Source organism: Leeuwenhoekiella nanhaiensis (assembly GCF_002744755.1).
Taxonomy (GTDB): Bacteria; Bacteroidota; Bacteroidia; order Flavobacteriales; family Flavobacteriaceae; genus Leeuwenhoekiella; species Leeuwenhoekiella nanhaiensis.
In genome coordinates this window covers 19,520-34,417 of sequence record NZ_KZ319295.1, presented here as the reverse complement: position 1 = coordinate 34,417, position 14,898 = coordinate 19,520, and the positions used below count along the sequence as shown (strand labels likewise).

Here is a 14,898-nt window from a genome sequence, read left to right as displayed (position 1 = left end):
ATATGACTTTTTCGTTTAAAAAAATACTACCACACCTCGCTGTGGTTTTGGTTTTTATAGTTACTGCACTTTTATATTTCAGTCCGGTTCTTTCCGGTAAGAAAATGTATCAAAGCGATATTCAGCAATACCGCGGGATGGCCAAAGAGTTGATGGATCACCGGGAGCAAACCGGGGAGGAGTTGTACTGGACTGATGCCGCTTTTGGGGGAATGCCCACCTATCAACTTGGAGCTAAATATCCACACAACTGGATTAAAAGTCTCGATCTGGGAATACGCTTTTTACCCAGACCTGCAGATTATCTCTTTCTGTATTTTATAGGTTTCTATATTCTGTTGCTGATTTTAAAGCTCGACTGGCGTTACGCCGGCCTCGGTGCGTTAGCCTTTGGTTTCAGTAGTTATCTTATTATTATTTTGGGCGTGGGACACAATGCCAAGGCACACGCCATTGCCTATATGCCGTTGGTTTTAAGCGGAATCTTACTCACCTTCCGGAAAAAATACATCTGGGGGTTTTTGCTCACCGCAGTGGCTATGGCGCTCGAGATTGTGGCAAACCATGTGCAGATGACCTATTATCTGATGCTGCTCGTGATTGTTTTAGGTATCGCGTATTTTATAGATGCGATACGCAAGAAAGAACTACCTCACTTCTTTAAAAGCGTAGGTATTTTGGTTTTAGCCGTAGGCCTGGCAATAGGATCTAATGCTGCGAGTCTGATGGCTACTTCAGAATACAGTAATTTCAGTACGCGTGGAACCAGCGAACTTACCATCAATCCTGACGGAACTCCAAAAGAAGCCGTCGCGGGTCTTGATAAAGCCTACATCAACCAATACAGCTATGGTATCTCTGAAACCCTAAACCTTTTTATTGCCGGTTTGTATGGGGGTTCAAATTCTGAGCCTTACGATAAAGACAGCGCCTTTACCGAATTTTTAATGCGTCAGGGAGTGCCACCCGCTCAGGTAGAATCTATTTTTGGGCAGTTTGGCCTGTATTACTGGGGCAGTCAGCCCGGTGTTTCAGGACCTGCCTATCTGGGTGCTGTCGTGGTTTTCCTATTCGTTTTGGGTCTATTTTTGGTACGTGGCCGTATCAAATGGTGGCTTGCAGGAGGCACGGTATTGGCTTTATTGTTGAGCTATGGCGGAAATCTAGCCTGGTTCACCGATTTGTGGATTGATTATTTTCCGCTTTACAACAAATTCAGAGCGGTAACTTCGATTCAGGTGATTGCCGAATTGTGTGTTCCTGTTCTGGCTATTTTCGGACTTTATAAAGTGTTGCAAAAGACCGAACCTCTTGACCGTAAGCTGAACGCCTTAAAATGGACAACCGGTATTACAGGCGGACTTGCACTCATCATCTTGTTATTTAATGGCAGCCTATTCTCGTTTGCCGGTGGAAATGACGCCTATTACATTCAGAATTTTGGAATGGAATTCATAACTGCCGTTAAAGAAGACCGAAAGGCTTTACTGGTTAGTGATACAATTAAGACTTTGGTTTTGATTCTGATAACTGCAGGTTTGATTTGGTTTTACCTGAAAGATAAACTGAAGGAAACCCAGGTGATTATTGCGGTTGCTGCATTGATTGTTTTCGATCTGGTAAACGTGGACCGTCGTTATGTAAACACTGAAAACTTTATGAGTGCGCGTTTGGTGGAGCAGCCGTTTCAGCCAACTCAAGCGGACAAAGAAATATTAAAAGATACCACGCGCTATCGCGTATACGAGCAAAGTGTAGGTCTAAATGGAGCACGTACCAGTTATTTTCACAATTCGATAGGCGGGTATCATGGGGCTAAACCCGCTCGTTTACAGGATTTGATCGAATTTTATTTGTACGAAGGAAATCTGGTTCCGCTTAATTTATTGAATACCAAATACATCATTACCCAAAACGAAGAAGGGCAGGAGCAGGTGCAGATCAATCCACAGGCTGCCGGTAATGCCTGGTTTGTGCAAAACCTTAAGATAGTACCCGATGCAGATGCAGAGATTTTGGCTTTGGACAGTATTAACGTGCGCCAGACTGCAGTGATACAGCAGGAATTTGCCAGTTTATTAGAGCGAAATGTTTTTCCAGAGGATTCTACTCAGTCTATAAAATTAGTAGAACATCGTGGGGATTATTTGAAATATCAATCACAGGCTTCGGGCGATAAGCTGGCTGTATTTAGCGAGGTATATTACCCTAACGGTTGGCAGGCTTATATCGATGGAAAGCCTACGGAACATTTTAAAGTAGATTACATCCTACGTGGTATGAAGGTACCGGCCGGAAAGCACACAATTGAGTTTAAGTTTGAACCCCAGGTAGTCAGGACCGGAAGTACCATAAGTCTGGCAAGTAACGTTATTTTGGTAGTCCTGTTGCTGGGAGCTTTGGCATTCAGCATTAAAAGGTCTCGGGAGACCGAAGCATAGAAGCGAATTAAACGACATACGCATTGCATTGAAAAAGGCGCTGATCATCTGTTATTATTGGCCTCCCGCAGGTGGACCGGGGGTGCAGCGCTGGCTAAAGTTTGTAAAATATTTACGGGATTTTGAGATCGAACCCGTAGTTTACGTGCCTCAAAATCCGCATTATCCCATACAGGATGAAAGCCTGCTGGCTGAAATACCGGAAGGAATCGAAGTCATTAAGCAGCCTATTTTTGAGCCTTATGGTTTAGCTTCGGTATTTTCCAAAAAAAGCACCGAACAGTTGAGCTCGGGTATTATCAAGGCTGAAGAAAAACAGTCGGTGCTCCAGAAGCTGATGCTTTTTGTACGGGGCAACCTGTTTATCCCCGATGCGCGTAAGTTTTGGATTAAGCCTTCCGTGCATTTTTTAGAGCAGTATCTTAAAAATAATCCGGTTGATTGCATCATAACTACCGGACCTCCACACAGTTTACATCTTATAGGCCTTCGGCTGAAATTTAAAACCGGTTTGCCCTGGCTGGCCGATTTTAGGGATCCCTGGACACAGATTGGCTATCAGAAAAAACTGAAGCTTACCCGTGCTTCTCAAAAGAAACACAGCGAGCTTGAATCAAAAGTACTCACCGGTGCAGATCATCTTCTGGTCACCAGTTATGCCACCCAAAAGTTTTTTGAAGCCCAAACTCCAAAACCGGTGAGCTGCATTACCAACGGTTTTGATGAGGAAAATGTACCTGAAATTAATCTTGATAAATCATTCAGCCTTTCACATATAGGTTCACTGCTTGAAGATCGAAATCCAAAGGTATTGTGGGAAGTTTTGCGAGAACTTAAAGCTGAATTACCGGAGTTTGGATCTGATTTAAGAATCAATCTGGCCGGGAAAATCAGCGCTTCGGTGGTAGATTCAATTAAGGCGGAAGGTTTGGAAGAAAATTTGAAACTACACGGCTATATTTCACATCAGGAGGCTTTACAGATGCAACGCAGCAGCCAAATTTTGGTTTTGATCGAAATAGATTCCGCAGAGACCCAATTGATTATTCCCGGGAAATTATTTGAGTATCTTGCGGCCCGAAGACCGGTTTTGTCCATTGGTCCGGCAGAATCAGACGTTAAGAAGCTATTGAAAGATACCAATGCGGGCTTCTATTTTGAATATGCTCAGAAGGCACAACTCAAAGAAACGCTGCTGACGTCGTACCGTGCGTTTAAGGAAAGAGGCATGCCTACTGTTGATGCAGATTTAAAAGCATATACGCGCAGGCACTTAACGGCAGAACTTGCAGCTATTTTACACCGTTTATAAGTATGGGAATTGTTGCCTCACAATCGGTTAAAAATCTCATTACAACCTATCTGGGGTTTGGTATTGGTGCGCTCAATACGCTGGTACTTTACGTTCAGTTTTTTGAAGATGAGTATTACGGTCTGGTGGGCTTCCTGTTAAGTACGGCAACGTTGATAATGCCTTTCGCTTCGGTAGGAGTACAAAACACCCTGATTAAATTTTATTCGAAGTATTCCGGCAGGCAACAGGATGTATTTTTGAGTTTTATGTTGATTCTTCCGTTGCTGGTAATTCTTCCGCTGTTATTCATTTCGGGATTACTCTACGATTCAATAAATGATTTTTTGGCTTCTAAGAATGAAATCGTTCGACCTTATGTTTATTTAATAGGAGTCATTGCAATCGCAATGGCGTATTTTGAGATTGGTTATGCCTGGGCCAAAACGCAGTTGCAAAGTGTTTTTGGAACCGTGATGAACGAAGTATTCCACCGCTTTGGAGTAATGGTATTGTTGTTGTTTTTTGCTGCTGATTTTCTGACCATTCCCCAGTTTTTATATGGGGTTACGCTGGTTTATGTGTTGCGGATGCTGATCATGCTTAGTTATGCCTTTCATTTGAGAAAGCCCCGTTTTAAGATTGCAATTCCCGAAGAGTTTTCAAAAATTCTAAAGTACGCCGTACTCATTATTCTCGCCGGGTCGGTAGCCGTGATGATTCTGGACATCGATATGTTTATGTTGGGTAAACTGGTTCCTATTCAGAATGTGGCCTACTACGCTGTCGCGATTTATATCGCTACGGTAATTGCTGTGCCGGCGCGGGCAATGCATCAAATCCTTTATCCACTTACAGCGAATTATTTAAATGACCGGCGGTTTCTGGAACTTAAGGACTTGTATAAGAAAAGTTCATTAACGCTTTTTGTAGTTTCCGGACTCATTTTCCTATTGATTATTTGCAATATCAAAAGCCTGTATTTAATTCTTGATCCTTCGTATAGTGAAGGATTATATGTGGTTTTGCTTATTTCGCTCGCAAAACTGGCCGATAACATTATGGGCAACAACAATGCGATACTGTACAATTCAGATTATTATAGATTGGTCTTGGTTTTGGGTATTATTCTGGTTGTGGTGGCGGTTATTTTGAATTTAATTTTTATCCCTGCTTTAGGCGTCAACGGGGCTGCGATCGCGACTTTTATTGCTTCGGTAGGATATGTGATTGCCAAGATTGCCGTGGTCTATGCTAAATTTAAGATGCAGCCTTTCACCCGGGAGTCAGTAGGAGTAGGGGGTTTACTCCTGGCTTTAGGTTGTGGTTTTTATTTTTGGGATTTTTCGGTTAATCCCATTCTTGCGATTGCTCTAAAATCAATCCTTCTTACCGTAATTTATAGTTTAGCGGTATATCTTTTTAAAATGTCGCCTGAAGTAACCGGTTGGGTTGATCAGGTGGTTTTCAAAAGAAAATCCCGCTCTGAATAAATCAGAAACGGGACCTTCCAAACTAACCAACCAAAAAATCAATCTTAATCCATCACGTGGATATTAAATTTTATCCTCTGCCTCTTCCGGAGTTACCTCTGGATCGGCTGGCATCAGAACTACGCGTTCTGCTGCTGCTTGAGCTGCGTGCAGCATTGCTGCTTCGCGAACTTTGAGAACGTTGCTGTACACTGCGCTGCGGTGTGGTACTTCTTTGGCTTACCTGACGCTGTGGAGCGGCACTACGTGCCTGCGTTTGACGGCTTGAGGTATTTCGCTGAGCTACCTGGCGCTGCGGAGCTGTCGTTCTAACCTGAATATTGCGATTAGAAGATGAACTTCTCGCCTGTACATTTCGGTCTGAATTGCCACGCTGTGCTACCTGACGCTGCGGAGTAGCATTGCGTTGTCTGCTTGCTGTATTTTGAGATCTGCTCTGCGCACTACGAGCCTGACTAGTTCTACTAACTACATTGCGATCTGAAGATCGTGAATTGATAATGGCTTTATCAGAGCGACTAGAACTTGATCTACCATTAGTAACACTACGTGAATTTGATGTTCTTCCATTCGATGCACTGCGTACATTTCGATCACTAGAACTTCTTGAAGAAGACGATCTGCTGTAGTTACGATCAGTATTTACGCGCTGACGTGCATCATAATAACTACCTCTTCGGGCATTGTTGTGTGCTATACGTCCACTAGGGCGTTTAAAGTCGTGATAAGCATTACGGTAACCGTTGCGATAACCTAACTCATAATGACTGCGGTGGTAGGCATAATCATAACGTACGGGAGAATAGTATCTTCTATACGGTCTGTTATATACCAGACATCTGTCAAAATAAGGTCTGTAAAAGAAATTGTGATAGGGGTGATACACATAATTTCTATTATAGATATTTATGAAACCGCTTACGTGTGAGAATCGTGGGCCGTTGTAGAAAACGCGCAGACCACCTACATTAACAATACGATTGTTGTTGTAGTTAATATAGACACTACCTGCCTGTATGATACGTCCCCAGTTGTCGTAATAAACCGGTACATTTTCGATCTGAATAACAGCACCATAATCATCATACTGTACAAAAGGATCGTAATTATAACCGCTATTGTAGCTGATATTTACCGGACCTGCATTCACATTGACATTTACGTAGTTTTGAGCGATTTGCGGTAATACGAAATCAAACTCTCCATCTGGGTATACTGAAAACTCAACACCACCTTCAACAAAGATATAGCGGCTGCCGTCGTAATAATTTCTATATACACCATCCAGAGTCTCCGCCTTCAACGGAGCAAGGCCTGTAAGCAGACCAACGAATAAAAAGATTAAGTTTTTCATAATAAAAGGATTTAGATTGTTTGTACTCATTTTAGCTTTTTGGATGGTACAGTATATATGTTACAAGTAACGTGCCATAAATTGGAAATGTTGTGTGGGCCGTTTGTAACAAATGGACTGGATATGCTACCAATAAGCGTAATCAATCAAAAAATCAATCAATTATGATGCTTAGAGAAGATCGAAATTTAATAGTAATAACACACCTGAGTCAATTATTGGATTTAGTTACCGGTTTTGGAGGATTTGTGGTTCCGCTGGTTATCTGGTTAACCCAAAAAGATAAAGTTATGGGGATGGATGAATCGGGTAAACAAATCCTGAATTTTCAAATCAGTCTGTTTTTATACTCTATTATATGTATACCTGCAATTCTGTTATGTGGTCTGGGAGTGTTTGGAATACTAGTAATCGCGATTATCGCCCTGGTGCTTCCCATCATTAACGCGATTAAGGCTGCAAATGGAGAGCCTACTTATTATCCGGGAACTATTCAGTTTCTGAAATAAAATTCTTATAAATGAAAAAACCGCGCCAGAAGCGCGGTTTTAACAATATATAATTAAATCGACAAATTAGTGCTCGTTTAGACCAAAGTCTGGGTATGCACTCATACCGTGCTCGTGCTCATCAAGACCTTCAAGCTCTTCTTTCTCAGAAACGCGAAGTCCTAATGTGGCTTTAAGTGTAAATAGAATGATAAATGCGGTTACGCAGCAAAATGCTCCTACAATACCTACGCCAGTTAACTGATTTAGAAACTGTTCCATACCTGCCATAGCACCAAAGATACCAACAGCAAGCGTACCCCAGATACCACAGATTAAGTGTACTGCAACAGCACCTACAGGATCATCCAGTTTAAGTTTATCAACTAAAGCAACGCCAAATACGATGATTGCACCGGCAATAACACCTATAATAACTGCGTCATTTGGAGACATTTGATCTGCACCTGCAGTAATACCTACGAGCCCACCTAAAATTCCGTTTAGGAACATCGTAAGATCGTAGTTCTTATACATTATAGTAGATACGATAAATGCACTTACACCACCTGCAGCAGCAGCTAAAGATGTTGTAACCAGTGTAAGCGACGTCAATTCAGGATCAGCTGAAAGTACAGAACCCCCGTTAAAGCCAAACCAGCCTAACCAAAGAATAAGTACACCAGCAGCAGCAAACGGGATATTATGACCCGGGATTGCTTTGGGCTTACCGTTTTCATCAAATTTACCAATACGTGCTCCAAGTAAATAGATTGCTATAACAGCTGCCCATCCACCTACAGAGTGTACTAATGTAGAACCGGCAAAGTCATAGAAGCCCATTGCATCTAAGAAACCGCCACCCCATTTCCAGGAACCTACAATTGGATACACCAGACCTACATAGATCACGGTAAAAATCATAAAGCTTCCCAGTTTAATACGCTCAGCAACTGCACCAGAAACAATTGTCGCAGCTGTAGCGGCAAACATTCCCTGGAAAAGGAAATCAGTCCACCAGGTATATCCACCGTCTGCATATTCCGGAGTCATTCCATTTTCAGGAGGAGCGATACCAAAACCGGCAAAACTGAAGATACCAGATGAATCTTCTGCAAAGCCTGGGTACATTAGGTTAAATCCACCTATGTAATAAACCAAAAGGCCTACGCAAATGATAAAAACGTTTTTAAATAAAATATTAATTGTGTTTTTCTCACGGGTAAGTCCAATCTCAAGAAAGGAGAAACCCAGGTGCATAAAAAACACCAGCCCGGTACAGATCATCATCCATACGTTGTTTGCTGTAAATAATCCTGCTTCCATATATTAAAGTATTTTGATAAGGTTAATTTTTAGTTTAAAGTGTCTCCACCTTTCTTTCCGGTTCTGATTCGGTAAGCTTCCTCTACATTAGAGACAAAGATTTTACCGTCACCTACTTCGCCTGTTGCTCCAGACTCGAGTATAGCGCTAATTGCAGCCTGCTCGAAGTCATCGTTAACTACTATAGAAAGGTATCTGCGCTGAATGTCGCTGGTGCTGTACGAAACTCCGCGGTAAACGTGACCGTGCTTTTCGTTTCCTAAACCGGTAACATCCCAGTAAGAAAAGAAGTTTACTCCTTTTTCGTGCAAAGCTTTTTTAACAGCTGAGAACTTAGATTTTCTAATAATTGCTTCAATTTTTTTCATTGTAAATGTGATTTTAGATTAAAATGAATATACGGCCGCAAGTAGGAATGATCCCAGACTTCCTGAGTAAGATGGTGTCCCATCAAAATCATCCAGGAATACATCCTCGCTAGCAGAATCTAATCTAAATTCGGGAATAAATGTTAAAGGACCAACTTTTGCGTTACCGGATAGTGTCACAGCGAAAACATTTGCATCGCCATTAGCATCTGTACCTCCAATGGCTCCAAAGTCTCCAAATTCGCTGAAATATTCAGGACGCAATCCTATAGAAAATGAATCGCTAAGTGCCGCCTGAGCGTAAAGAGCTACGCCGTAGAATCCTGTTTCTTCTGCAAAATCTCCTGCAGCCGTAGTATTATAAGTGGCATTAAGACCTAAGTAAAAAGAGTCAGATAAATCATATCCGGTTGTTAAATCAACCTGGAATGTAGAACCGTATCCATCAGAACCCCCTTCATCGGTATAGTTACCGCCCTGATCTCCGTAAAGTACATTTAAGAATGTGCTTCCAGAATCACCAGAATATCCTAACTGACCTCCAAAAGTGTAGCTTCCGAAAGGATTGAAATCTGTAAAGTCTGTAGAGTTCATAATGGCAAGCATTGCACTCCAGCTCTCATCTATAGCGAAGTCTGCTTTAAGACCACTGTGTGAGAACGGTCCGTAAGAGAACATATAGGATGTAGAGTAGTTGAAGTTTGCAGCAGGTGAGATTACCTCATATCCTAAGAAGGTATTCCAGTTACCAAAGGTGAACGTTACGCTCTCGCTGGCATTCCAATACACGTATAATTGGTTAACAATACTTGAACTTGCGGTAGTTGAACCAAAAACGGCATCTGTACCACGCGGACCATAAACAAGGTCTGCTACAGCACCTACGCTTCCTTTTTCATAAGAAAGAACCAGGTTAGCCATACCAAGTGCAAAACCGGGTTGGTTTGCAAAAGACGAGCCTGGAGCTGGATAGGTGTCAAGTTCTCCATCTCCATCAACATCAATAAGTTTATTGGGAGCTGTAATGTTTTGTCTGAAGTAGGCATCAACAGATCCAGATAAGGTAAAACCATCTGTCCATGAAGTTTCTTCTTCTTGCGCAAAAGCAGTTAAGCTTAAACATAGCATAAAGGGTACTAGTAATTTTCTCATTTTAAAATTGATTAATTGGTGAGTTGCTAAACTAGACATATTTTGAAGTTACCCCCAAATATTTTGGGGGTCACCCTTTAATTTTTGCTATTTATGTAATTATACCCCCATTTTTTTTAGGGTATGTTATACGAAAGCGATTGCGAAAACCTGAAATTGCCATTTTAATTATGGATTATGTGCCGTTTTTGCCATTTTTTATTAAATTTTAGGATAAAAAAGCACCAAAAACGTCAAATCTTAACATTGACTTAAGAAAAAGATAATTTCTGCTTTTTGCCGAAATCGCCATTTTTCGGCAAAAATGCGTTTCATATTCAATAAAAACGACCCGTTTATTTTGAGTTCTTTATAATTAAAAGTCAATTTTTTGCTAAAAATGAAATAATAAAAATCTTATTCTTGAAAATTATTGGCATTTGAGTTTATTGAATAGCTTTATCATTCTGACGTTAAAAAAGAGCTTAAATTTTATGGAAAAACAAGGTTTATATTCACCAGAATGGGAGCACGAAAATTGCGGTGCGGGGTTCATTTGTAGTTTAGAAGGAAAGCAGTCTAATGATATCATTCATAAGGCTCTTGAAATTCTTGAAAAACTCGAACACCGGGGTGCAGTAAGTAGTGATGGAAAAACAGGAGATGGTGCAGGTATACTTATAGATATACCTTATGACTTCTTTAAGGAAAAATGTGACTTTGAGTTGCCCGAGGCACGCGAGTATGCAGTAGGTAATGTGTTCCTGCCTAAAAAGGAAAACCAGAGAGCCTATTGTAAGAAAATATTTGAAGAGCAATTAAAGGCTAAAGGACTTGTTTTATTAGGATGGCGAAAAGTTCCGGTTGATGCCGGTTACTTAGGAAGTATTGCAGCCAGCGTAGAACCACATATCGAGCAGATTTTTGTGGGTAAACCCGATGCTTCGATGGAAGAGCAGGAGTTTATGATTAAACTCTATACCGCCCGTAAAATTACCGAGCATACGATATTAAAGAGTAAACTTTCAGAACGCTCTTATTTTTACCTTCCCAGTTTGTCTAATAAGACCTTGATATTTAAAGGGCTTCTCATGCCTGAAGATATTAAGTATTACTATACTGATCTTTTAGATCCCAAACTTACCACACGCCTGGCATTGGTTCACCAGCGTTTCTCTACCAACACGTTCCCAACCTGGGATTTGGCACAGCCATTCAGATATATGTGTCATAATGGGGAGATCAATACCCTGCGTGGTAACGTTTCGCGTATGCGCAGCCGTGAAGAATTGCTTCAGTCTAAATGGTTTGGTGAGGAGATTAAAGAGTTATTCCCGATAATCCTTCCGGGTAAGTCAGATTCTGCTTCTATGGATATGGTGGTAGAGCTCTTGCTGATGTCTGGCCGTTCCCTACCGGAAATTATGATGATGCTGGTTCCTGAAGCCTGGGAAAAGCACAAAGAAATGAGTGAGGCCAAAAAAGCCTTTTACGAGTTTAACAGCTGTATTATGGAACCCTGGGATGGTCCGGCGTCTATTCCTTTTACAGATGGTGATTATATTGGTGCAGTTTTAGACCGAAACGGATTACGTCCTTCTCGTTATACCGTAACTAAGACGGGATATGTGATTATGTCTTCAGAAACCGGAGTTTTAGAAATAGAACCTGAGAATGTAGAGTTTCACGGAAGACTGGAGCCCGGTAAGATGTTTTTAGTAGACATGAAAGCGGGACGTATTGTAAATGACGAAGAAATTAAGGAACGTATTGTTACTCAAAATACGTATGGCAAATGGCTTGATGAACACAGAGTACATCTTAGAGACATACCTTACCGTGACGTAGAGCTTGAAAAAGAAGATACGGTGTTTGATTTGCGTAAAAACGCTTTTGGTTATACTCAGGAAGATATACGCACCATCATTTTACCAATGGCTAATAAAGGTAAAGAACCTATTGGTTCTATGGGGGCAGATACTCCTTTGGCGGTGCTTTCAGATCGCCCCCAGTTGTTGTACAACTATTTCAAACAACTGTTTGCTCAGGTAACAAACCCGCCTCTTGATGGTATTCGTGAAGAATTGATAACCGATTTGAGCCTGACTCTGGGTCCGGATACAAACCTGATGGAAATTGTACCCGAGTACTGTAAGAAAATCCGCATTCAGAATCCGGTAATTTCTAAAGAAGATTTAGATAAGATCAAAAATTTTGATCATCCGCATTTTAAAGTGCGTACCATCCCGATGCTTTACGAAGCAAATCGGGGCTTAAACGGACTTGAAGATGCCTTAAACGATATGGTTGCTCAGGCCTCACAGGCTATTGATGAAGGGCATACGATCCTGATTCTTTCAGACCGTGGCGTTGATGAAAAGATGGCGCCTATCCCTGCATTATTAGGGACTTCGTATATGAACAGCGGACTTTTCCGCAGCGGACAGCGTTCTAAAATGAGTATCATTGTTGAATCTGCAGAGCCTCGTGAAGTTCACCATTTCGCCTTGCTGTTTGGTTATGGAGCCAGTGCGATCAACCCGTATATGGTGAATGAAATCATCAGAGAAGAAATCGCTGATGGAAACCTCGAGAATATTGAATTCCAGCAGGCTGTTGAAAATTATAACAAAGCTGTAGGTAAAGGAGTAATCAAGGTTATGAATAAGATTGGTATTTCTACCCTGAATTCATATCGCGGATCACGCCTGTTTGAAGCTCTTGGTTTAAATTCTTCGTTGATCAACAAATATTTCCCCAATACGCCCAGCCGTATTGAAGGTATAGGACTTTACGAAGTAGAGCAGGAGATTGCCAAGCGCCACAACCGCACCTTTAAGAGACAGGATATTTCCGGAAACTTGGAGATGGAAATAGGAGGGGATTACCGCTGGCGTCGTAACGGTGAGAAACATATGTTTAATCCGTTAAGCATAGCAAAACTTCAGGAAGCCGTACGTCAGAACAATCCAAAGACATATAAGGAATACGCTAAACTGGTAAACGAGCAGTCTAAGCAATTGATGACTATTCGGGGTCTGTTTGAATTTTCGAATTACGATCCTATTCCAATTGAAGAAGTAGAACCGTGGACTGAAATCGTAAAACGTTTCAAAACGGGAGCGATGTCTTACGGGTCTATTAGTAAGGAAGCCCACGAAAATTTAGCTGTTGCGATGAATCGTATTGGCGGTAAGAGTAACAGTGGAGAAGGAGGTGAAGATGCAGAGCGTTTTTACAAGAGTCCAAACGGTGACTGGAAAAACTCGGCCATTAAGCAGGTAGCTTCCGGTCGATTTGGAGTAACCAGTAACTATTTGACCAGTGCTGCTGAAATTCAGATAAAAATGGCTCAGGGTGCAAAACCCGGAGAAGGTGGTCAGTTACCGGGTGAAAAGGTAAATAAATTTATTGCCAAGACCCGTAAGAGTACACCTTACGTAGGTTTGATCTCACCACCACCACACCACGATATTTATTCGATTGAAGATTTAGCGCAGCTAATCTATGACCTGAAATCTGCAAACCGGGAAGCACGTATCAACGTGAAGCTGGTTTCAGAAGTAGGTGTTGGTACCGTTGCCGCGGGTGTTGCTAAAGCGATGGCCGATGTAATCCTGATTTCAGGTTACGATGGTGGTACAGGAGCTTCACCACTCACTTCATTGCGTCACGCTGGTTTACCCTGGGAATTGGGTATTGCCGAGGCACAACAGACTTTGGTACTTAATGATCTGCGTAGCCGCATTCGCCTGGAGTGTGATGGTCAGCTTAAAACGGGTCGTGACGTGGCAGTAGCTTGTTTATTGGGAGCTGAGGAGTTTGGTTTCGCAACCGCACCATTGGTAGCTTCGGGCTGTATTATGATGCGCGTATGTCACCTAAACACCTGCCCGGTAGGTATTGCTACTCAGAATCCTGAATTACGTAAGAAATTCAAGGGTCAGCCGGAACATGTGGTGAACTTTATGTATTTCATCGCAGAGGAGTTACGCGAAATTATGGCTCAGCTTGGTTTCCGTACCGTTGATGAGATGGTTGGACAGGCACATAAATTAGATCGTAACAAAGCCATTGAACATTATAAGGCTGCTGGTATTGATCTTTCGCCCATACTGCACAACATTCAGGTGCCACAGGGAGTGAAGATTTACAATACGGAAACTCAAAATCATCATTTAGAGAAATCTATCGATTTTGAAATCATAGAATTGGCCCACACGGCTCTATTTCGTAAGGAAAAAACCACTTTAGATCTGGATATCACAAACCTCGATCGTGCTGTAGGTGCTATTTTGAGTAACGAAATCTCAAAAATTTACGGCGAACAGGGCTTACCAGACAATACACTGAAGGTAAACTTTAGAGGTTCTGCAGGTCAGAGTTTTGGAGCCTTTGCCACGCGCGGTTTAACGCTTAAAGTAGATGGTAATGCTAACGATTATGTAGGTAAAGGTCTTTCCGGAGCCCGCCTGATTGTTAAGGTTCCTGAAGAAGCAACCTTTGTGGCTAATGAAAACATCATCATTGGTAACGTGGCACTTTATGGTGCGACCAGCGGGGAAGCCTATTTCAACGGGGTAGCGGGTGAGCGTTTCTGCGTGCGTAACAGTGGTGCTGTTGCTGTGGTAGAAGGTATAGGTGATCACGGTTGTGAATATATGACCGGAGGTGTTGCCGTGATTCTGGGTAAAACCGGACGTAATTTTGGTGCCGGTATGAGTGGCGGTATTGGTTATGTTTTAGATGTGGATGGAAACTTTAAATCGAAGTGTAATGCTGAAGATTTGAACCTTGATCCGGTGACCGAAGAAGACGATATCAATCAGCTTCGTGAGCTCATCACAAACCACTATAATTACACCCAAAGTTCGCTGGCACAGCGTATTCTAGAAGATTGGAATACCTACCTGCCCAAGTTTGTTAAAGTACTGCCGGAAGAATACCGAAGAGCTTTAATACGACTGGAAGAAGAAGAAAAATTAACAGATTTAACGGAATAATAG

9 protein-coding genes are annotated in these 14,898 nt (G+C 41.9%); 5 read left to right on the top strand and 4 right to left on the bottom strand.

Features of this window, described 5'->3' with window-relative positions:
* Window positions 1-2 precede the first annotated feature (2 nt).
* From CJ305_RS14480 to CJ305_RS14470, 3 genes are read left to right on the top strand one after another with little or no spacing between them, the layout of a single operon-like run.
* Window positions 3-2,441: a YfhO family protein gene (locus CJ305_RS14480; protein ID WP_099647009.1), complete on the top strand. Its 2,439-nt coding sequence runs from the start codon at window positions 3-5 to the stop codon at window positions 2,439-2,441.
* A gap of 28 nt (window positions 2,442-2,469) precedes the next feature.
* Window positions 2,470-3,753 (top strand): glycosyltransferase family 4 protein, encoded by a 1,284-nt coding sequence (locus tag CJ305_RS14475; protein WP_099647008.1) that lies wholly within the window; start codon window positions 2,470-2,472, stop codon window positions 3,751-3,753.
* A gap of 2 nt (window positions 3,754-3,755) precedes the next feature.
* Complete coding sequence (locus tag CJ305_RS14470) at window positions 3,756-5,225, top strand: oligosaccharide flippase family protein (protein ID WP_099647007.1); 1,470 nt, start codon at window positions 3,756-3,758, stop codon at window positions 5,223-5,225.
* A 70-nt stretch (window positions 5,226-5,295) separates the two neighbouring features.
* Here the strand turns inward: CJ305_RS14470 and CJ305_RS14465 are convergent, their stop codons facing one another.
* Window positions 5,296-6,579 (bottom strand): hypothetical protein, encoded by a 1,284-nt coding sequence (locus tag CJ305_RS14465; RefSeq protein WP_143469392.1) that lies wholly within the window; start codon window positions 6,577-6,579, stop codon window positions 5,296-5,298.
* Between the two features lie 164 nt (window positions 6,580-6,743).
* Here CJ305_RS14465 and CJ305_RS14460 point away from each other — a divergent pair, with 164 nt between their 5' ends.
* Window positions 6,744-7,088, top strand: coding sequence for a DUF4870 domain-containing protein (locus tag CJ305_RS14460; RefSeq protein ID WP_223248882.1), 345 nt, complete (start codon window positions 6,744-6,746; stop codon window positions 7,086-7,088).
* A 66-nt stretch (window positions 7,089-7,154) separates the two neighbouring features.
* Here the strand turns inward: CJ305_RS14460 and CJ305_RS14455 are convergent, their stop codons facing one another.
* Genes CJ305_RS14455 through CJ305_RS14445 form a run of 3 tightly spaced genes read right to left on the bottom strand, consistent with a single transcriptional unit; the run spans window position 7,155 to window position 9,913 of the window.
* Complete coding sequence (locus CJ305_RS14455; protein ID WP_099647005.1) at window positions 7,155-8,393, bottom strand: ammonium transporter; 1,239 nt, start codon at window positions 8,391-8,393, stop codon at window positions 7,155-7,157.
* A gap of 29 nt (window positions 8,394-8,422) precedes the next feature.
* Window positions 8,423-8,761 carry a P-II family nitrogen regulator gene (locus tag CJ305_RS14450; RefSeq protein ID WP_099647004.1) on the bottom strand — a complete coding sequence of 113 codons (339 nt, stop codon included), beginning with the start codon at window positions 8,759-8,761 and terminating at the stop codon, window positions 8,423-8,425.
* Between the two features lie 18 nt (window positions 8,762-8,779).
* Window positions 8,780-9,913, bottom strand: coding sequence for an outer membrane beta-barrel protein (locus CJ305_RS14445; RefSeq protein ID WP_223248881.1), 1,134 nt, complete (start codon window positions 9,911-9,913; stop codon window positions 8,780-8,782).
* Between the two features lie 473 nt (window positions 9,914-10,386).
* Between CJ305_RS14445 and gltB the strand changes: the two genes are divergently transcribed.
* The gene (gene gltB / locus CJ305_RS14440) at window positions 10,387-14,895 is read left to right on the top strand and encodes a glutamate synthase large subunit (protein ID WP_099647002.1); all 4,509 of its coding nucleotides are present in this window, start codon (window positions 10,387-10,389) and stop codon (window positions 14,893-14,895) included.
* Window positions 14,896-14,898: the final 3 nt, after the last annotated feature.